This is a genomic window from Streptomyces sp. NPDC003691 (genome assembly GCF_053981115.1).
Genome location: NZ_JBSFNQ010000005.1, coordinates 88,274 through 108,234, shown reverse-complemented (window position 1 = coordinate 108,234; position 19,961 = coordinate 88,274). Strand labels below are relative to the sequence as shown.

17 protein-coding genes are annotated in these 19,961 nt (G+C 74.0%); 12 read left to right on the top strand and 5 right to left on the bottom strand.

The window, feature by feature from the left end; genetic code table 11:
* Nucleotides 1-208: 208 nt before the first annotated feature.
* From ACWDR0_RS04415 to era, 3 genes are all read left to right on the top strand, one after another.
* Nucleotides 209-1,600: a beta-xylosidase gene (locus ACWDR0_RS04415; protein WP_456350106.1), complete on the top strand. Its 1,392-nt coding sequence runs from the start codon at nt 209-211 to the stop codon at nt 1,598-1,600.
* A gap of 59 nt (nt 1,601-1,659) precedes the next feature.
* Nucleotides 1,660-2,697, top strand: coding sequence for a WxL protein peptidoglycan domain-containing protein (locus ACWDR0_RS04410; protein ID WP_456350105.1), 1,038 nt, complete (start codon nt 1,660-1,662; stop codon nt 2,695-2,697).
* A gap of 181 nt (nt 2,698-2,878) precedes the next feature.
* Nucleotides 2,879-3,832, top strand: a complete 954-nt coding sequence (gene era / locus ACWDR0_RS04405) for a GTPase Era (protein ID WP_456350104.1) — start codon at nt 2,879-2,881, stop codon at nt 3,830-3,832.
* Nucleotides 3,833-3,904: 72 nt separating this feature from the next.
* Here the strand turns inward: era and ACWDR0_RS04400 are convergent, their stop codons facing one another.
* Together ACWDR0_RS04400 and ACWDR0_RS04395 are read right to left on the bottom strand one after the other, a co-directional pair.
* Nucleotides 3,905-4,177 (bottom strand): protealysin inhibitor emfourin, encoded by a 273-nt coding sequence (locus tag ACWDR0_RS04400; protein WP_456350103.1) that lies wholly within the window; start codon nt 4,175-4,177, stop codon nt 3,905-3,907.
* Nucleotides 4,178-4,249: 72 nt separating this feature from the next.
* Nucleotides 4,250-5,311, bottom strand: a complete 1,062-nt coding sequence (locus ACWDR0_RS04395) for a M4 family metallopeptidase (protein ID WP_456350102.1) — start codon at nt 5,309-5,311, stop codon at nt 4,250-4,252.
* 400 nt (nt 5,312-5,711) lie between these two features.
* Between ACWDR0_RS04395 and leuA the strand changes: the two genes are divergently transcribed.
* Entirely contained in the window at nt 5,712-7,472 is a 1,761-nt protein-coding gene (gene leuA, locus ACWDR0_RS04390) for a 2-isopropylmalate synthase (protein WP_456350101.1), read from the top strand.
* 323 nt (nt 7,473-7,795) lie between these two features.
* Nucleotides 7,796-8,491 carry a TerB family tellurite resistance protein gene (locus ACWDR0_RS04385; protein ID WP_456350100.1) on the top strand — a complete coding sequence of 232 codons (696 nt, stop codon included), beginning with the start codon at nt 7,796-7,798 and terminating at the stop codon, nt 8,489-8,491.
* A gap of 91 nt (nt 8,492-8,582) precedes the next feature.
* Here the strand turns inward: ACWDR0_RS04385 and ACWDR0_RS04380 are convergent, their stop codons facing one another.
* Complete coding sequence (locus ACWDR0_RS04380; RefSeq protein ID WP_456350168.1) at nt 8,583-9,941, bottom strand: MFS transporter; 1,359 nt, start codon at nt 9,939-9,941, stop codon at nt 8,583-8,585.
* Between the two features lie 474 nt (nt 9,942-10,415).
* On the opposite strand from ACWDR0_RS04380, the gene ACWDR0_RS04375 reads away from it, so the two are divergent.
* The 7 genes from ACWDR0_RS04375 (at nt 10,416) to ACWDR0_RS04345 (ending at nt 18,351) form a co-directional block, all read left to right on the top strand.
* Nucleotides 10,416-11,315 (top strand): AraC family transcriptional regulator, encoded by a 900-nt coding sequence (locus ACWDR0_RS04375; protein ID WP_456350099.1) that lies wholly within the window; start codon nt 10,416-10,418, stop codon nt 11,313-11,315.
* A gap of 273 nt (nt 11,316-11,588) precedes the next feature.
* Nucleotides 11,589-13,694 carry an MMPL family transporter gene (locus tag ACWDR0_RS04370; RefSeq protein ID WP_456350167.1) on the top strand — a complete coding sequence of 702 codons (2,106 nt, stop codon included), beginning with the start codon at nt 11,589-11,591 and terminating at the stop codon, nt 13,692-13,694.
* A gap of 92 nt (nt 13,695-13,786) precedes the next feature.
* Nucleotides 13,787-15,322, top strand: a complete 1,536-nt coding sequence (locus ACWDR0_RS04365) for a sensor histidine kinase (protein WP_456350098.1) — start codon at nt 13,787-13,789, stop codon at nt 15,320-15,322.
* Nucleotides 15,319-16,050: a response regulator transcription factor gene (locus ACWDR0_RS04360; RefSeq protein ID WP_456350097.1), complete on the top strand. Its 732-nt coding sequence runs from the start codon at nt 15,319-15,321 to the stop codon at nt 16,048-16,050. The genes ACWDR0_RS04365 and ACWDR0_RS04360 overlap by 4 nt, the downstream gene beginning before the upstream one ends.
* A 29-nt stretch (nt 16,051-16,079) precedes the next feature.
* Nucleotides 16,080-16,862 carry a DNA repair protein RecO gene (gene recO, locus ACWDR0_RS04355; RefSeq protein ID WP_456350096.1) on the top strand — a complete coding sequence of 261 codons (783 nt, stop codon included), beginning with the start codon at nt 16,080-16,082 and terminating at the stop codon, nt 16,860-16,862.
* A 93-nt stretch (nt 16,863-16,955) separates the two neighbouring features.
* Nucleotides 16,956-17,780: an isoprenyl transferase gene (locus ACWDR0_RS04350; RefSeq protein ID WP_456350095.1), complete on the top strand. Its 825-nt coding sequence runs from the start codon at nt 16,956-16,958 to the stop codon at nt 17,778-17,780.
* 19 nt (nt 17,781-17,799) lie between these two features.
* Nucleotides 17,800-18,351, top strand: coding sequence for a hypothetical protein (locus ACWDR0_RS04345; protein ID WP_456350094.1), 552 nt, complete (start codon nt 17,800-17,802; stop codon nt 18,349-18,351).
* A 92-nt stretch (nt 18,352-18,443) separates the two neighbouring features.
* Here the strand turns inward: ACWDR0_RS04345 and ACWDR0_RS04340 are convergent, their stop codons facing one another.
* Together ACWDR0_RS04340 and ACWDR0_RS04335 are read right to left on the bottom strand one after the other, a co-directional pair.
* The gene (locus ACWDR0_RS04340) at nt 18,444-18,887 is read right to left on the bottom strand and encodes a Fur family transcriptional regulator (RefSeq protein WP_456350093.1); all 444 of its coding nucleotides are present in this window, start codon (nt 18,885-18,887) and stop codon (nt 18,444-18,446) included.
* A gap of 177 nt (nt 18,888-19,064) precedes the next feature.
* Nucleotides 19,065-19,961 carry a metal ABC transporter permease gene (locus ACWDR0_RS04335; RefSeq protein ID WP_456350092.1) on the bottom strand — a complete coding sequence of 299 codons (897 nt, stop codon included), beginning with the start codon at nt 19,959-19,961 and terminating at the stop codon, nt 19,065-19,067.

Genomic DNA, 19,961 nt, shown 5'->3' with positions numbered 1-19,961 from the left:
CCTGCCGCCCGGTCCCGGCGCTCCTGTCCCGGATCTTGACAGTATCTGATGGGTCATCAGTCAACGGGGTCCGTCCGCCTTGACTTCTTCCCGTCCCCCCTCGTCAATGGCCGTCCGCGCCTCCCGGGTTCCCCGGCGTCCGGGATCCCCGGGCACCCGGCCCCGGGGATCCCCGAAACCCGTGCAGCCTTCCGAAGGAGGCATATCCATGGCCCTTGCCACCCGGACCGCCGGGCGAAGACCAGCCGGAAGACCGGCCGCCGGACCGGTCCCGGGCCGTCCGCTCCGGTGGGCCGCGGCACTCGGCGGCGCGGCGCTGCTGGCGTCCACCGCCGTCCTCACCGCGCCCGCCGGAGCGGCGACCACCGCAGCGACGACCACCGCCGCGGCGGTGGACTTCGCCACCCGCTGCGTCCCGCCGCCCATCGCGGGCATCCCGCCCATCAACGGCACCACCACCGCCGACATCACCGTCGACAACGCCACGCCGCAGGTCGGCGATGTCGTCACCGTCACCTACCGGGTGACCAGGCCCGCCGCGAGCAATCCGGTGGACCTCGCCCTGCCCGCCGACATCATGACGCCGACCGGAAAGGTGACCCTGGGCGGCGCGCAGTCCGGCGGCCTCACCGTCGCCGGGCCGAAGAAGAACCCGCCGGTGCCCGGCAAGGGGGAGTTCCCGCCGTTCTCGATGACCGGCACCTTCACGGTCACCACGGCCGGCTCGATCACCCTCTCGCCCGGCGACTACAACATCCACACCAGCTACATCATGGAGCTGGACACCCCCTGTACGGTCTCCGCCCCGCCCGCGCCGGTCTCGCGGACGATCGTCGCCGGTGAGCGGCCGGGCGCCAACGAACGCGCGATCTCCCTCGCCACCGCCTCCGGGAAGCCGGGGGAGCGGGTCACCGTCACCGGCAGCAGGTTCACCCCGCTCGCCGATATCACCGTGGCCGGCCGGGCGGGGGCCGCCGAGACCGCCGACAAGCTGACCTTCAAGGCCGACGCCAACGGCGGCTTCACCGCCCGGCTCAAGGTCAACGACAAGGCCACGACCGGAATCGTGGCCTGGGAAGGACCGGCCTGGACCGCCGGCAAGGGCGCGGGCCCGGCCGCGTACACCGTCGTCGACGACACCCCGCTGCCGCGGAACAGCCAGCGGCTGACCGCCTCCGTGACCGCGGGCACCCTGTCGATGACCCAGGCCGGGGACGCCGTCCAGCTGTCCGCCGTGGACTTCGGGACCGGCGGGACGGCGACCGGCGACCTCCGGACCGTGACCGTCAAGGACTTCCGCGGCGGCCCCGCGGGCTGGTCCCTCACCGGCAAGGTCACCGACTTCACCGGACCCGGCGGCCGGATCGACGCCGGAGCCCTGAGCTGGACCCCGGCCTGCACCACCGGGACGGGCAGCCCCAGCACCTGTGCCCCGGGATCCGCCGGGACCGTCGGCGCCGAGGGCGCCACCCTGGCGTCCACCCCCGACGGCGCCCTGACCGGCGGCGAGTTCACCGTGGACGCGAAGCTCTCGCTGAACGTGCCCGCGTTCACCGCGCCCGGCGCCTACGCCGGAGTGCTCACGCTCACCCTCACCTGACCGCCCGGCGGCCGGGGCGCGCACCCGCCCCGCCGCCCCGACCCCGGGGGACCGCACCCGTGCCCAGGCCGTTCCCGTACCGAACCGTCCGGCCCGCCGTACCCCGCCGGCGAGGCCCCGCCCGCCGCGCCGCGGCGGTCGTTCTGCTGCTCGCCCTGGCGGTCCTGCCCGTCGTCCCGGCCGGCCCCGGCGCCCGGGCCGCCGAGAACGGCGAATGGTCCGTCTACCCCGTCGCCCCGGGGCCCGGCGGCCGCCCCTACTTCCATCTCGCGGCCGCGCCCGGCGCCACCCTCACCGACCGGGTGACCGTCACCAACAAGACCGCTGCGCCCCTCTCCTTCCGGCTGTACGCGGCCGACGCCTACAACACCCGGCGCGACGGCGGGTTCGCCGTCCGGGCCGTCACCGAACGGCAGCGCGGTATCGGCGCCTGGGCCCGGCCCGCCCGGGAGCGGATCACTGTGCCCCCGCGCGGCGCCGTCACCGTCCCGTACACCCTGACCGTCCCCGCGGACGCCGAACCCGGCGACCACGCCGGGGCCCTGGTCGCCCTCGACGAGCGCATCGCCACCACCGGGGGGCCCGTCGCGGTCGGCGTCCGGCAGGCCGTGGGAGCCCGGGTCCACCTCCGGGTGAACGGCCCCGCCGTGCCCGCGCTCTCCGTCGAGGACATCGTGGTGCGCCGGGACGGCCCGCTGCTGCCCGGCACCGGCGCGAGCAGCGCTCTGATCTCGTACACCCTCCACAACCGCGGCAATACGACGCTCGGCCCGGCGGTCGCCCTCCGGGCCGAGGGGCTCTTCGGCCGCACCCTGCTCCGCCGGGCGGCGGCGGGCGTCCCGTCGGAGCTGCTGCCCCGCCAGCGGATCCGGCTGACCGAGCGCTGGCAGGGCGCGCCGCGGGCCGAATGGGGTGAGATACGGATCACCGCGACCGCCGGGGACGTCCGCGACTCCGCGGGGGCCCGGTACGCCGCCGTGCCCTGGCTGCCGGGCGCGCTGCTGGCGCTGCTCGCCGCGGGCGGGGTCCTGCTGGTCCGGGCCCGCCGCCGGGTGCGCCGGGCCGGGACCGCGCCCCGGCCGGTCCGGGCACCCTGAGCGGCGGGGACGGCCGGCCGGGGCCGCCCCGAGCTGGGCGAAGGCCCCGTCCGCCCGGCCCCGCATGGCCTCCCCGGGCCGCCCGGAAGGCCGCCGTCCGGGGCCCGTACGCCCCCGTACCACGACACCCGGGAGCGGCCCGGCGGGGGAGCGGGTACGGCGGCGGCCCGGATCGGGGAGAATGAACGGCATGAGCGTGCGTATCGAGCCCACCGAGTCCGCCCCCCACCGGGCGGGCTTCGCCTGTTTCGTCGGCCGCCCCAACGCGGGCAAGTCGACCCTGACGAACGCTCTGGTCGGCCAGAAGGTGGCGATCACCTCCAACCGGCCCCAGACCACCCGGCACACCGTCCGGGGCATCGTGCACCGCCCGGACGCGCAGCTGATCCTGGTCGACACCCCCGGCCTCCACAAGCCGCGCACCCTGCTCGGCGAGCGGCTCAACGACGTCGTCCGCACCACCTGGGCCGAGGTCGACGTGATCGGCTTCTGTCTGCCCGCGGACCAGAAGCTGGGCCCCGGCGACCGCTTTATCGCCAAGGAGCTGGCGGGCATCAAGAAGACCCCCAAGGTCGCCATCGTCACCAAGACGGACCTGGTGGACTCCAAGACCCTCGCCGAGCAGCTGATCGCCGTCGACCAGCTCGCCCGGGAGCTGGGCTTCGAGTGGGCCGAGATCATCCCGGTGTCGGTGGTCGGCGGCAAGCAGGTGCAGCTGGTCGCCGATCTGCTGGTGCCGCTGCTGCCCGAGGGCCCGGCGCTCTACCCGGAGGGCGACCTCACCGACGAGCCCGAGCAGGTCATGGTCGCCGAGCTGATCCGCGAGGCCGCGCTCGAAGGCGTACGCGACGAGCTGCCGCACTCCATCGCCGTGGTCGTCGAGGAGATGATCCCCCGCGAGAACCGGCCGAAGGACCGTCCGCTGCTGGACATCCACGCCAATGTGTACATCGAGCGGTCCAGCCAGAAGGGGATCATCATCGGCCCCAAGGGGCAGCGGCTGAAGGAGGTCGGGACCAAGTCCCGGAAGCACATCGAGGCGCTGCTCGGCACGCCCGTCTTCCTCGATCTGCACGTCAAGGTCGCCAAGGACTGGCAGCGCGACCCCAAGCAGCTCCGCAAGCTCGGCTTCTGAGCCGCCGGGCGCGCCGCGGCTCCGGCCCGGCGCGCCCCGGCCGCATCCCGGGGGCGCCCCTGCCCGGCTGTCTCAGGCGCCTTCCCGGAGCACCCGGGAGACCAGTTTCCGCTGGGCCGGGCCGAGCCGGGGCTCGGCCGTATGGACCGTCCGGCCGTCGACGGTGATCTCGTACGCGAAACCGTCCGGCACACCGGTCGGGACGGGGCCCGCGGGACCGCTCTCCCCGACCGCCGCCCGGGCGAGCGCCCGCCACTCGTCCGCGTCGGGCCGCCCGGTGGTGTCCACCGCCGCGAGGCGCTCGATACCGGCGAAGCCGCCGGTGCGCCGTACCTGGATACGCATGGCATCCGTTCTCTCACGGATCCCGGCGGGGCGGTAGCGGACCGCCCCGCCCGGGGGAGTCGGGAACGGGCGTCAGGAGTGCGGGACCCCGACCGTCGACCAGGCCTTCTGCACGGCCTGCAACTCGGCGCCGTCGCCGTAGCGGGCCCGCGCGGCGGCGACCGTCAGCCCGGCGAACTCGCTGAACCGCGCGTCCGTCGACAGCTCGCCGCCGGTGAGGGTGTCGTACCAGATCTGCCCGGCCCGCTCCCAGGCCTTGCCGCCCAGCTCGGTGGCGAGCAGATAGAAGGCGTGGTTGGGGATGCCGGAGTTGATGTGGACGCCGCCGTTGTCCCGGCCGGTGCGGACGTAGTCGTCCATCGTCGCGGGCTGCGGGTCCTTGCCGAGGACATCGTCGTCGTACGCGGTCCCCGGGGCCTTCATACTGCGCAGCGCCACGCCCGTGACCTCGGGCGCCAGCAGCCCCTCGCCGATCAGCCAGTCGGCCTGGTCGGCGGTCTGGCCGAGGACGTACTGCTTCACCAGGGCGCCGAAGACGTCCGAGACGGATTCGTTGAGCGCGCCGGACTGGCTGAAGTACTCCAGATTGGCGGTGTACTGGGTGAGGCCGTGGGCCAGCTCGTGGGCGATCACGTCGACCGGGATGGAGAAGTCGAGGAAGATCTCGCCGTCGCCGTCGCCGAACACCATCTGGGAGCCGTCCCAGAAGGCGTTCCCGTACTCCCGGTCGTAGTGGACGCTGGCGTCCAGCTTCAGCCCGGCGTCGTCGAGGGAGTTCCGCCCGTACTGCTTCAGCAGCAGCTCGAAGGTGGCGCCCAGGCCCGCGTAGACCCGGTTGACGGTGGCGTCCTGCCCCGGCTGGTCGCCCTCGCCGCGGACCTTGCGGCCCGGGAGCACCGTGCGGTTCTCGCAGTCGTAGATCGTGCGCCGCGGCTGGGCGTCCTCCGCCGGGACGGCCGGTGCCACGGCGGCCGCGAAGCCGCGGACCGTGGTGATCCGGCGGCGGGTTCGCTGGGCGGCGTCCTGCTCCAGGGTGCGCTGGGCGCGGTCGGCGATCTGCGGATTCTCGGCCCGCGCCAGCTTGTCCAGCAGATGCGGCGGGACGACGGTGCAGAAGACGGTGTGGAATGCCATGCATGGCAATGTGACACCGGGGCACCGCGCTGTCACTAGCGGCGAGCGGTATTAGTGAAATGGAGTGAAGCGCGCCGTTTGACTGACCGGAGTGACCGGGCCGGCCGGCCGGGTGCGGCCCGGCCGGGGCCGGACGGGCGTCCTGCCCGGTGGTGCCGCGGCCGCCGGGGACGGTTCCGGAGCGTCCCCGCCGTACGCCGTCCCGTATGGTGATACGCGAGCGGCGTACGCCCGGTCCGTCGGATATGCTCCCCGGCATCATGCGTTTCGGGCTGCTTCTTCTTAGCTGCCGCGGCGAGGGCCTGTAGTCGTAGGCCGACCCCCTCCCCGCGGGATGAGCTGCTGCTTCGAATCGTCGGCCGGTTGATCTTCCCACCGGATTCCGAGGAGCCCGCGCATCATGTCCGACGCCGCCATCGGCCGCCCCACCCCGATCACCAACGCGACCCACGCCCAGCAGCCGTCCGGGATGCCGGTCCACAAGTACCGCCCGTACGAGGCCGTCACCATCCCCGACCGCACCTGGCCGGAGAACCGGATCACCAAGGCCCCCCGCTGGCTCTCCACGGACCTGCGCGACGGCAACCAGGCGCTGATCGACCCGATGTCCCCCGCCCGCAAGCGGGAGATGTTCGACCTGCTGGTACGGCTGGGCTACAAGGAGATCGAGGTCGGCTTCCCGTCCTCCGGCGAGACCGACTTCGCCTTCGTGCGGTCGATCATCGAGGAGGGCGCGATCCCCGAGGACGTGACGATCTCCGTCCTCACCCAGGCGCGCGAAGAGCTGATCGAGCGGACCGTCGAGTCCCTGAAGGGCGCCCACCGGGCCACCGTCCATCTGTACAACGCCACCGCCCCCACCTTCCGCCGGGTCGTCTTCCGCGGCTCGAAGGACCAGGTCAGGCAGATCGCGGTGGACGGCACCCGGCTGGTGATGGAGTACGCGGAGAAGCTGCTGGGGCCCGAGACGGTCTTCGGCTACCAGTACAGCCCCGAGATCTTCACGGACACCGAGCTGGACTTCGCCCTGGAGGTCTGCGAGGGCGTGATGGACGTCTGGCAGCCCGAGGCGGGCCGCGAGATCATCCTGAACCTGCCGGCCACCGTGGAGCGGTCGACCCCCTCCACCCACGCCGACCGCTTCGAGTGGATGTCCCGGAACCTGTCCCGCCGCGAGTACGTCTGCCTGTCGGTGCACCCGCACAACGACCGCGGTACCGCCGTCGCCGCCGCCGAGCTGGCGATCATGGCCGGTGCCGACCGGATCGAGGGCTGTCTGTTCGGCCAGGGCGAGCGCACCGGCAACGTCGACCTGGTCACCCTGGGCATGAACCTGTTCTCGCAGGGCGTCGACCCGCAGATCGACTTCTCCCGGATCGACGAGATCCGCCGGACCAGCGAGTACTGCAACCAGATGGAGGTCCACCCGCGCCACCCCTACGCGGGCGACCTGGTCTACACCGCCTTCTCCGGCTCCCACCAGGACGCCATCAAGAAGGGCTTCGACGCGCTGGAGGCGGACGCCGCCGCCGTCGGGAAGACCGTCGACGACATCGAGTGGAACGTGCCGTACCTGCCGATCGACCCCAAGGACGTCGGCCGCTCCTACGAGGCCGTGATCCGGGTCAACTCGCAGTCCGGCAAGGGCGGTATCGCGTACGTCCTGAAGAACGACCACAAGCTGGACCTGCCGCGCCGGATGCAGATCGAGTTCTCCAGGATCATCCAGGCGAAGACCGACGCGGAGGGCGGCGAGGTCACCCCCGCCGACATCTGGACGGTCTTCCGGGACGAGTACCTGCCCAACCCGGAGAACCCGTGGGGCCGGATCCAGCTGCGCTCCGGCCAGTCCACCACCGACACCGACGGGGTGGACGCGCTGACCGTCGAGGCCGTCGTCGACGGCGCCGACACCGTGCTGACGGGCACCGGCAACGGCCCGATCTCCGCCTTCTTCGACGCCCTCCAGGGCATCGGCGTCGACGCCCGCCTGCTGGACTACACCGAGCACACCATGAGCGAGGGCGCCTCCGCCCAGGCCGCCTCGTACATCGAGTGCGCCATCGAGGGCCGGGTCCTGTGGGGTGTCGGTATCGACGCCAACACCACCCGGGCGTCGCTGAAGGCCGTCGTATCGGCGGTCAACCGCGCCGCGCGCTGACCCGGACTTCCGCACCGGCCCCGGTCCGCCGGGGTCCGGCCGGGTCCGGTCGGCCGTGCGGCGCATCCGCGCCTCGTACTTCCGTATGACCCCCGTCCGTTTGTTCCGGCGCCCCTGTGCCACCGCCCTTCCGTTCCCGCAGTTCGGGAGGGCGTACGGCACGGGGGCGCCGTCGTCGGTAATCGGCCATGTGCGGACCGGGAGCCTCCGGGGTGCTGACGGGCCACCGTCCGTGTGGCTAACATCACGCCAACGCGGCTGTGCCGCGGCACAGTAACGCCCGTGGCCCCCAGCCCGCGGGGTGAGGTCGGCGGAGGTGCGAGATGCGGACGGACCGGGGCGTATTCGGTCGGAGGCTGTTGGTCTGCGGCGTATCCACCGCCTGGAACACCATCGGCGACGGCGAGTTCTTCTGCGCCGCCTGCGGCGGTGACCGCAACTACCGCCGCCGCACCGGACGGCGCCGCTTCACCCTCCTGGGGATTCCGCTGCTGCCGCGCGGCTCGGCCGGGCCGGTCGTCGAATGCGCCTCCTGTCACGGGCACTTCGGCATGGACGTCCTCGACCACCCCACCACCGCCCGGTTCTCCGCGATGCTGCGGGACGCGGTGCACACGGTCGCCCTCGCGGTCCTCGCCTCGGGAGGCACCGACTCCCGGCCGGTCCGGGAGACCGCCGTGGCCACCGTCCGCGCCGCCGGACTGCACGACTGTACGGAGGAGCAGCTCACCGGTCTCATCGAGGCGCTCGCCGCCGACACCGGCCGGTTCGTCGGCTCCACCGGCCCGTGCGGCGCCGCTCTCGCCATCGAACTCCACGAGGCGCTGGAGCCCCTGTCGCCCCATCTGGCCCCGGCCGGGCGGGAGTCGATCCTCCTCCAGGGCGCCCGGATCGCCCTTGCGGACGGCCCCTACACCCCCGCCGAGCGGGAGGTGCTGACCACGGTCGGCGCCGCACTCCAGCTGCGGCCCGCCGATACGGTCCGGCTGCTGAGCACCGCCCGCACCCCGTCCCCCTGAACCCTGAACCCGGGGCACCGCCCTGCCCGCAGTCACCTTGGCACCCCCGTCCCCCGACGCGGCCGGACCTCCGGGCGACCCGGGCGGCCCTTCACGTGGTACGCCCCCGGGGCATCAGCGCCGCGACCAGGGCCCCGCCCGCCAGCAGCACGCCCGCCGCGACCCGCATCGCCAGGGCGAATCCGTCGGTGGCCGCCGCGGGGTCCCCGCCCGCGTCCGCCACCGCCCCGTGCCGGGCCGCGACCCCGACCAGCGCCGCGATCCCCACCGCGCCCCCGATCTGCTGCACCGCGCCGAGCAGGGCCGAGGCCAGCCCGGCGTCCTCCTCGGTGGTGCCGGCGACCGCCGCGATCGCCAGCGCCGGGAAACCGAGACCGGACCCGAGGGAGGCGACCAGGACCCCCGGGACCACCCCGGTCGGATACGTGCTCGCCACCGTGATGCCCGAGAGCATCAGCAGCCCCGCCGCACTCACCGGGAACGCCACCGTCAGCACCGTACGGACACCGAAGCGGGGCACCGCCCACGACGACAGCCGTACGCCCGCCAGCACTCCGGCCGCGTACGGCAGAAAGCCCAGGCCCGCCCGCAGCGGGCCGTACCCCAGCACATTCTGCAGATGCAGCATCACCAGGAACGACAGCGCGAAGAACGCCGCCGTGAACAGCAGCGCCGCCCCGATCGCGACCATCCGCTCCCGTACCGCCAGGAACCCCGGCGGCACCAGCGGGGCCGCGGACCGCGACTCGGCCAGCAGGAACGCCCCGCCCAGCACCGGGGCGAGCAGCAGCGGTCCGGCCGCCCGGATGTCCCAGCCGTGTTCGGCACCCCGCAGCAGCCCGTGGACCAGGGCCAGCAGCGCTCCCGTGCCCAGCACCGCGCCCGGTAGGCCGATCCGCGCCCCGCGCACCGGCGGGGCGGCCGGCAGCAGCCTCGGCGTCAGCAGCAGCGCGACCACGACGACCGGCAGATTGACGAAGAAGGCCCAGCGCCACGAGAGCAGTCCGGTCAGCACCCCGGAGACCACCAGCCCCGTGGTCCCGCCGAGCGCGGCCACCGCGCCCCAGACCCCCATGGCCTTCGCCCGCTCCCGGCCGCCCGGGAACATCAAGGTGATCAGGGACATCGCCGCCGGGCTCGCCAGCGCGGCGCCCGCGCCCTGAGCGAACCGGCCCGCGATCAGCTGCCACGGCTCCTGCGCCAGCCCGCACAGCAGGCTCGCCGCGCCGAAGAGCAGCACCCCGGCGGTGAACACGGTCCGGCGGCCCAGCAGATCGGCCGCCCGGCCGCCCAGCAGCAGCAGCGTGCCGAAGGCGAGGAAGTAGGCGTTGACCACCCAGGCCAGCCCGGCCGTCCCGAAGCCGAGATCGTCCCGGACGGTCGCCAGGGCGACGTTCACCACCGAGTCGTCGAGGACGAGCATGAAGTGGACGGCGGAGAGCAGGAGCAGCGCCGCGGTACGCCGCCGGACCGGCTCCGCCGGGCGGCCGGGCGGGCCGGGGCGCCGTGGGCATCGGGGATCCGGAGAACCCGGAGAACCCGGGGGTCCCGCAGGGTTCGGGGAGAGCTGTGTATCCGGCGCGCTCGGGACACCGGGGGCAACCGGAGGCGTCCGGCTGCGCGGGCAGGGCGCGTTGTCCGTGCTGTCCGTGCTGTCCGTACTGTCAGGGGTGTTCGGGGTGTTCGCAGTCGTCATACGGCGACGCTATGCAGCGGCTTCCGCGGCCGCGATACGCTACCGGGACAGGCAATAGCGCGTTGGGGACAGGCAGTTGGGGGCGGGGCGCCGACGGCGGTACGCGGCCGGGCGACAGGGCGTCCCAGGACGTCCCACAGCCGCGCGTCGGGGCGCCCAGGACGTCCCACGGTCCGCCGGGCCGCCCGCCCCCACGGCCCGGGCCCGCGCGGCGGAGGAGGAGCACCCGTGGAACACCCCGAGCCCTGGCCCGCCCCCGGCGGTATCGGCGCCATCGTCGTCGGCAGTTTCCCCCTCACCTCCGGCGAGTGGTTCCCCGCCCACAGCCACCCCCAGCACCAGCTCGCCTGGAGCCGCCGCGGAGTCATCGGCATCGCCGTCGGCGACGCCTACTGGGTGCTGCCGCCCGGCCGCGCCCTGTGGATCCCGGCCGGAATCGTCCACCGGCCCGGCGCCACCCGGGGCGCCCTGCTCAGCTCCCTCTACATCGACCCCGGGCGCTGTCCCGTCGACTGGACCGAACCCACCGCCGTCGCCGTCGACGGGCTGTTCGCCGAACTCATCGTCCACCTGGGCCGCGACGATCTGGCCGAGGCCGCCCGGCTGCGGGCCGAAGCCCTCGTCCCGGATCTGCTGCGCCCGCTGCCCGCCGCCCCGATCGACGTCCCGGACGCCCGCGACGAGCGGGTGCGGGCCGTGACCGGCGCGCTCGCCGCCGACCCCGCCGACCCCCGGAGCCTGGACGCCCACGCCCGCGCCGCCGGGGTCAGCCGCCGTACCCTCACCCGGCTGTTCACCGCCGACACCGGGCTGACCTTCGAACGCTGGCGCACCCATCTGCGGCTGCGGTCCGCCCTGCCGCTGCTGGCCGAGGGACAGCCGGTCTCCCGGGTGGCGCACACCGTCGGCTACGCCACCGCCAGCGCGTTCCTCGCCGCGTTCAAACGGACCGTCGGCACCTCCCCGGGCCGCTATCTCCAGGGCTCGCCCGACGGGCCCTCCCGTGCCCTCCCGCCCGGCTCCCGCCCTCTCCCGCCCGGCTCCCCGGGTTTCTCCGGCTCCTCCGGGCCCTCCGCTCCGGCGGGCGGCGGGGCCGCTGCCGCGCCCGGCGTACTCCCGGGGGAGTAAGCGGGCCGCCGCTGCGCCCGCGGAAGTACGCGGGATCTCGCTCCCCGGCGGGACGAGGACGGCGCCCGGCGGCGGGAGGGTGGTCAACGGCGCCGCCACCCGCGCCCGCAGGCCGAACCGGACGACCAGAAAATGGGGGAGCAGCACATGAGGTCCACCCTGCCGCCGAGCACCGCCGAGGACACCGGGCCGCCCGCCGTCCCGCCACCGCCCGCCGGGCCCGCGGCCCGTCGCCGCCGCCGGACCCTGCCCTGGGCCGTGCTGCTGCTGTGGATGGCCGTCGTCGCCGTCGTCCTGCCCTTCGCGGGCGAACTGGAGGGCGTCCAGCGGGACAACGTCGTCGACTATCTGCCCGACGGCGCCGACTCCACCCAGGTCGCCGCCGTCGAACAGGCCCTGCCCGGCGGCGAGACCACCGAAGTCGTCCTCGTCTACAGCCGCGACGGCGGGCTGACCGCCGCCGACCGGTCCGCGGCGGACCGGCAGACCGCCGCCGTCGCCGCCGCCCACCGGCTGGTGGCGCCCCCGAAGGCCGTACCGTCCGCCGACGGCACCGTCCTGATGGTGCCGCTCGCCACCCTCGAACCCGGCAACGACGAGGAACGGCGGATGGCCTTCGTCGAGGAGGTCCGCGCGACCGTCGCCGGAGGGGACGGCCTGCGGGTCGACGTCGGCGGGCCGGCCGCGCTGGAGGCCGATCTGGACGAGGTCTTCTCCACCATCGACGGCACCCTGATGATCGCGACCGTCGCCGTGGTGACCGTGCTGCTGATCATCACCTACCGCAGCCCGTTCCTCTGGCTGGTCCCGCTGCTCAGCGTCGGGGTCGCCGCGCTGCTGAGCCGGGGTGCCGTCTACGGGCTCGTCGAGGGCTTCGACATCACCGTCAACAGCCAGAGCGCCGGAATCATGACCGTCCTCGTCTTCGGCGCGGGCACCGACTACGCCCTGCTGCTGGTCGCCCGCTACCGCGAGGAACTGCGCCGCCACCGCCGTCCGTACGACGCCATGGCCGCCGCCCTGCGCGGCTGCGGGCCCGCCGTCCTCGCCTCCTCGGGCACCGTCGCCGCGGGGCTGCTCTGCCTGCTCGCCGCCGACCTCAACAGCGCCCGCGGGCTGGGGCCGGTCGGCGCGGTCGGAGTGGTGGCGGCCCTGGTCGCCATGATGACCCTGCTGCCCGCGCTGCTGGTCCTCCTCGGCCGCCGGGTCTTCTGGCCGCTGATCCCCGTCTACGGCACCGAACCCGCCGAGCGGCGCTCCCTCTTCGCCGCCATGGGCAGCTCGGCCGGGCGGCGCCCGCTCGCCGTCCTGGTCACCGGAGGCGTACTGCTGGGCGCGCTCGCCCTGGGCGCGTTCAACCTGCCCGGCGGGATCAAGACGGAGGACTCCTTCACCGAACGGCCCGAGTCCATCACGGCCATGCAGCGGCTGGCCGACGCGTACCCCGGCCGCAGCAGCCGGCCCATCAGCGTGATCGCGCCCACCGACCGGGCCGACGCGGTCGTCGCCGGGGCCCGGGCCCACGACGGGGTGGCCGCCGTGGAGCGCGGCCGCAGCACCCGCGAGTGGACCGAGGTCGCCGTCTTCGCGAAGGACGCCCCGCAGTCGGCGGGGGAGACCGCCACCATCAAGGAGCTGCGGAAGACCCTCGACGGGGCGTACGTCGGCGGGGAGAGCGCCCAGGCGATCGACCTGAAGGAGACCAACGAACGCGACCGCCGGGTGGTCGTCCCGCTCGTCCTCGGCGCCGTTCTGCTGATCCTGGTGGCCCTGCTGCGCTCGGTCGTCGCGGCCCTGCTCCTCGGGGGCGCGGTGGTCGCCGTCTGGGCCGCGGCCTGGGGGCTGGGCGGACTGGTCTTCGGGCCCCTCTTCGGCTTCGAGGGCGTCGACGACGGCACCCCGCTGCTTTCCTTCGTCTTCCTGGTCGCCCTCGGTGTCGACTACGGCATCTTCCTGATGCACCGGATGCGGGAGGAGGCGCTGAAGGGCCGGGAGCCCGCCGAGGCCGCGCTGATCGCCCTGCGCACCACGGGCGGGGTGATCGCCTCCGCGGGCGTCGTCCTCGCCGCCACCTTCGCGGTCCTGACGACCCTGCCTCTGGTGATGCTGGTCGAGATGGGCTTCCTGGTCGCCGTCGGGGTGCTGCTGGACACCTTCCTGGTCCGTACGTATCTGGTGACCTCGGCGAGCCTGCTGCTGGGGCGCGCCGTCTGGTGGCCCGGCCGGCTCTCCCGCGCCCCGGCCGGGACGGCCCGCCCCGGCGGCGGCCCCGCCCCGGCAGCCGCTGCTCCGGAAGTCCCCGCTTCGGAATCCGCTGCTCCGGAAGTCCCCGCGCCGGGCGGGCGGACGGCGGAGGAGCCCCGGACCGCCGCCCGCTGACCGCCGGTGCCCGTGCCCCTGTGACCGGCCCCTCGGCACCTCCTGTGCCGAGGGGCTGCCACGGGCCGTACCCGTACCCGAGGATGGAGCCGATGGACACCGCCGCCCCGCCACCGCCGCCACCCGCTCCGGGGCCCGCCGCCGGACCGGAGACGACCGGTGCCCCCGCCGCCGCGCCCGTGCCCGTGGCGGGCACCGCGCCGCCGCCGGACAGTGCGCCCGTGCCGCCGGGCCCGGCGGCACGGCCCGCCGCCGTACCGCTCCCACGGGCCCCGGAGCCGCTCCCCGGCACACCGCGTACGCCCGCCACACCCGGTACGCCCCCGCCGGCCGGCCCCGCCGCCCCCGCCGTCGCCGGGGCGTGCCCGCCCGCGGCCGGCGGGCAGGCGGCCGGCGGCCACCGGGCCCGGCGGCCCGGGGAGCGGTTCCTCGACACCGTCGGCCGGGACCCGATGTCCGTACCGCGCCTGCGCCGCAACGACGCCGTCCTGGCCGCCGCCGTCCTGTTCCTCGCCTTCGCCTTCGCCCTGGCCGGGATGGACGGCCGCCGGCCCGACGCCCTCGGCTGGGCGCTGCTGGCCGGAGCGGTCCTCCCGGTGGCCTGGCGGCGCAGCCACCCCTTCCCCGCGGTGCTCGCCGGACTCCTGTTCGTGGTGCCCTACCACGCCCTGGACAACTCCCATCTCGCCCCGCTGCCCGGGTCGCTGATCCTGCTCTACACCTTCGCCACCCTCTCCCTGCTCAAGCACACCGCCCTCCTCGGCGGTGCGGTCGTCGGCCTCGCGACCGGGGTGATGTTCGGTGTCGGCACCCACGAGGGCCTGGAGACGCTGCGCGCCTCCGGGTGGGTCGTCAGTGTTCTCGCCGTCGGCGCCAAGGTCCGTGTCTACCGCCACTACATTGCTTCCGTGGTGGCCCGGGCCGAGCACGCCGAACGGACCCGGGAACAGGAGGCCGCCCGCCGGGTCGCCGAGGAGCGCATCAGGATCGCCCGCGATCTGCACGATCTGCTGGCCCACTCCATCACCCTCATCGGGGTGCGGACCGCCGTCGCCTCCCATGTTCTGACCGTCGACCCCGACCGGCTCGACCGGGCGGCGATCGCGCAGGCCCTCGACGACATCGCCGACACCTGCCGGGCCGCCCGCGGCGAACTGCGCACCACGCTCACCGTGCTCCGCACCGACCACCCGGACCATCCCGGCCCCGCCGGGACCCCGGACGGCGGCGGGCCACTGCCCGATCTGCGCGCCCTGCCCGGCCTCGCCGCCGCGTCCGGCGCCTATCTCACCCTGCGGGCCGGTGACGGCCGGCTGCCCTCTGCGGTCGAGTCCGCCGCGTACCGCATCGTCCAGGAGTCCCTCACCAACGCCGTACGCCACGGCGGCACCGGTGTCGCCGTCGCCGTCACCGTGGAACGCCACGGCCTCGCCCTCCATGTCACCGTCGTCGACGACGGCGACGGCAGCCCGCATCCCGGCCCCGCGGCGCTGCCCGGCTTCGGCATCGCCGGTATGCGGGAGCGCGCCCGCAGCGTCCACGGCACCCTCACCGCGGGCCCCCGACCCGGCGGCGGCTTCCGGGTCGCCGCCGTCCTGCCGCTCCCGTCACCGGAGATCCCCCAATGACCACCCCGGCCCCCGCCGAGTCCGGCGGCCCCTCGGCGCCGATCCGCGTCCTGCTCGCCGACGACCAGCAACTGGTCCGTGCCTCCTTCGCCCTCCTCGTCTCCTCGGCGCCCGATATGCGGGTCGTCGGCGAGGCGGCCGACGGTGCCGAGGCGGTGCGGCGGGCCCGCGCCGAACGCGCCGACGTCGTCGTCATGGACCTCCGGATGCCCCGGCTCGACGGTATCGAGGCCACCCGGCTGATCGCCGCCGACGAGGACCTCGCCGGAGTCCGGGTCCTCGTTCTGACCACGTACGACACCGACGAGTACGTCGTCGAGGCGCTGCGCGCCGGAGCCTCCGGCTTTCTCGTCAAGGACACCAGACCGGCCGAGCTGCTCGCCGCGATCCGTACCGTCGCCGCCGGTGACGCGCTGCTCTCACCGGGCCCCACGGCCAAACTGATCGCCCGGGTACTGGCCGCCCCCGCGGCCCCGGCACCCGGCCGGGCCGGGCCGGACGATCTGACCGGACGGGAGCGCCAGGTGCTCGCCCTGGTCGCCCGGGGACTGAACAACGCGGAGATAGCCGAGATCCTCGCGCTCTCCCCGCTGACCGCGAAGACCCATGTCAGCCGGATGATGGGCAAGCTCGGCGCCCGTGACCGGGCCCAGCTGGTGATCATCGCCTACGAGTCGGGCCTGGTGGTCCCCGGCGGCCGGGAAGCCGGTCTGCCGGACATGGCTTAGCCATCCGCCGCGTACGCGAGAATGGGCCCATGAGCCTCTTCCGCGACGAAGGCGTCGTCCTGCGCACTCAGAAGCTGGGCGAGGCCGACCGCATCATCAGCCTGCTGACGCGCGGGCACGGGCGGGTGCGGGCCGTGGCGCGCGGGGTGCGGCGCACCAAGTCGAAGTTCGGGGCCCGGCTGGAGCCCTTCTCCCATGTCGACGTGCAGTTCTTCGCCCGCGGCAGCGAGCTGGTCGGCCGCGGGCTGCCGCTCTGCACCCAGAGCGAGACGATCGCCCCGTTCGGCGGCGCCATCGTCACCGACTACGCCCGCTACACCGCGGGCACCGCCATGCTGGAGACCGCCGAGCGGTTCACCGACCACGAGGGCGAGCCCGCCGTCCAGCAGTATCTGCTCCTCGTCGGCGGGCTGCGGGCGCTGGCCCGCGGCGAGCACGCCCCGCACCTCATCCTCGACGCGTTCCTCCTCCGCTCCCTCGCGGTGAACGGCTACGCGCCCAGCTTTGTGGACTGTGCCCGGTGCGGGCTGGACGGGCCCAACCGCTTCTTCTCGGCCGCCGCGGGCGGTGTGGTCTGCGCCGACTGCCGGGTGCCGGGCTGTGTCGTACCGTCGGCCGAGGCCATCGCGCTGCTCAGTGCGCTGCTGACCGGCGACTGGCCCGCCGCGGAGGCCTGCGAGCCGCGGCATGTCAGGGAGGGCAGCGGGCTGGTCGCCGCCTATCTCCACTGGCATCTGGAGCGCGGGCTGCGCTCCCTGCGGTATGTGGAGAAGGACGACCGCCGGGCCAGTCCGGCCGGCAGCACGCGGTAGCCGAAGCACGAGCAGTACGAGCACCAGCAGTACGAGCACGAGCAGCATCAGCAGCACAGGTAACGCACGCATACAGGAGAAGTGAGTAGCCGCATGGCACGACGCGGAATCCTCGGCCGTAACCGCCGTGAGTACAAGATCCCCGAGCCGCATCCGTCCGGTGCGCGCCCGCCGAAGATCCCCGGCGAGCTGGTGCCCGAGCATGTGGCGATCGTGATGGACGGCAACGGCCGCTGGGCCAAGGAGCGCGGGCTGCCCCGCACCGAGGGCCACAAGGTCGGCGAGGGCGTCGTCCTCGACGTCCTCAAGGGCTGTCTGGAGATGGGCGTCCGCAATCTCTCGCTGTACGCCTTCTCCACCGAGAACTGGAAGCGCTCGCCCGACGAGGTGCGCTTCCTGATGAACTTCAACCGGGACGTGATCCGCCGCCGCCGGGACGAGATGGACGAGCTGGGGATCCGGATCCGCTGGGTCGGCCGGATGCCGAAGATGTGGAAGTCGGTCGTCCAGGAGCTTCAGGTCGCTCAGGAGCAGACCAGGGACAACGACGCCATGACGCTCTACTTCTGCGTCAACTACGGCGGCCGGGCCGAGATCGCCGATGCCGCGCAGCGGGTCGCCCAGGAGGTCGCGGCGGGTCGCCTCGACCCGTCGAAGGTGAACGAGAAGACCCTGCGCAAGTACCTCTACTACCCGGACATGCCGGATGTGGACCTCTTCCTGCGCCCCAGCGGCGAGCAGCGCACCTCCAACTATCTGATCTGGCAGAGCGCCTACGCCGAGCTGATCTTCCAGGACGTCCTCTGGCCCGATTTCGACCGGCGCGACCTGTGGCGGGCCTGTCTGGAGTACGCCCAGCGCGACCGCCGCTTCGGCGGTGCCCTGCCCAACGAGGTGCCGCCGCAGGCACAGCGCTGACCCGCGTAGGCTGTCCGTCATGAGCACGGAGCAGAGTGACGGACAGCGCGCGACGGCCGTTCCGGCGGCGGTGGAGCTGCACTACCGGCTCGGGCTGTCCGACGCCGTCGCCGCCGTCCGGGCCAGGGATTCGGCGGTCACCGGCCAGGCGCGGCGGTTCGCCGACGCCGTCGTGGCCCTGGTCCTCGTCGGCGCGGCTCTTCTGCTGCTGCGGTCCGGCGAGTACCTGCCGGCCGCCGCCGGACTGCTGGTGGCCGGGCTGGCCGTGGCCGTCATGATCCCGCTCCGGCCGTGGCTGATCGGGCGGCAGCTGAACAGCCTGCTGGCGAAGTACGGCGACACCCGCTCCGTCGTCGACACCACGGGCGTACGTTTCGTCTCCACGGCGGTCGACCAGTCCTTCGGCTGGCAGGCCTGGCCGCGCTACAAGGAGACCCCGGAGCTGTTCGTGCTGCTGAGCGCGGACCGCAGGTCCCTGGGCATCGCGCTGCTGCCTAAGCGCGGCATCCTCGGGGAGGACGGCGAGGCCCGGCTCCGGGCCGTACTGGACGAGCACTCCCTGCGGACCTGATCCGCTGCCGGGCGTACCGGGGGAGTACCGGTTCTCCGGCAGACATACGGAGGAGGGCGGCGGGCCACCGGCCCGCCGCCCTTCTCCGTGTCTCAGCTCTTGGCCGCCCGCTGGGCGGCGGCGCACTCGGCGCAGGTACCGAAGATCTCCACGGTGTGCGCCACGTTCACATAGCCGTGCTGGGCCGCGACCGACTCGGCCCACGACTCCACCGCCGGGCCCTCGACCTCGACGGCCTTGCCGCAGACCCGGCAGACCAGATGGTGGTGGTGGTCGTCGGTGGAGCAGCGGCGGTAGACGGATTCGCCGTCGCTGGTGCGCAGCACATCGACCTCGCCCGCGTCCGCCAGGGACTGGAGGGTGCGGTAGACCGTGGTCAGCCCCACCGAGTCACCGCGGTGTTTGAGCATGTCGTGCAGCTCCTGGGCGCTGCGGAACTCGTCCACCTCGTTGAGCGCGGCCGCGACTGCGGCGCGCTGCCGGGTCGACCGGCCTCGCACAGGGGTGGTGTTTCCGCCGGATGGCGCCGTGGCCACAGGTGCCTCCTCGTTCGGCCGCACAACGTGTCACGGCCAATTCTGCCAGGCGCGGCAGCGCGCCCGGCACCCTCGGCGTCCGCGGTGCGGTCCGGGCGGGCCCGGAGGGGGGCCCGCCGGGCGGTCGGCGGCCCGGCGGAACGGCCGGCGGAGGCGGGCCGCAGGGGCCTGCGGGCGCTACACCGTGACGTCGTCACCCGCCGTCCGGACGCCCGGCAGCGGTACCCGGCACTCCTCGGCGACCGCGGCCTCGGCCGCCTTGGCCCGCCGCCGGGCCACGGGCGCCGCCAGGACGGTCAGCAGCAGGAAGACGCCGATGGCCAGCAGCACGATCGTCGCCCCGGGCGGTACGTCCTGGTAGTACGAGGTGGTGGTGCCCGCGAGCGCCACGGTGACCCCGATGCCGACGGCCAGGGCGAAGGTCGCCCGGAAGGAGCGCGAGATCTGCTGGGCGGCGACCACCGGGACCACCATCAGCGCGCTGACCAGCAGCAGCCCGACGACCCGCATGGCGACCGAGACGGTGACCGCCGCGGTGACGGCGATCAGCAGGTTCAGCGCCCGTACCGGCAGCCCCGTGACCCGGGCGAACTCCTCGTCCTGGCTGATCGCGAAGAGCTGGCGCCGCAGCCCCACCGAGACCAGCACCACAAAGGCGGCCAGCAGGGAGATCGCCGTGAGATCGGCGTCGGAGACCGTGGAGAGCGAGCCGAAGAGGAAGGAGCTGAGATCGGCCGTCGAGCCGGTGTCGGAGACGTTGATCAGCAGCACTCCGCCCGCCATACCGCCGTAGAAGAGCAGCGCGAGCGCGATATCGCCGCGGGTGCGGCCGTACGCCCGGATCAGCTCCATGGTGACGGCACCGGCCACGGAGACCAGGGTCGCCATCCAGATGGGGTTGGTGGAGAGCAGGAAGCCGAGGCCCACACCGGTCATCGCGACATGGCCGATGCCGTCGCCGATCAGCGCCTGCCGGCGCTGGACGAGATAGACGCCGATCGCCGGGGCGGTGATACCGACCAGCAGGGCCGCGATCAGCGCCCGCTGCATGAATGCCGTTTCGAGGATTTCCAT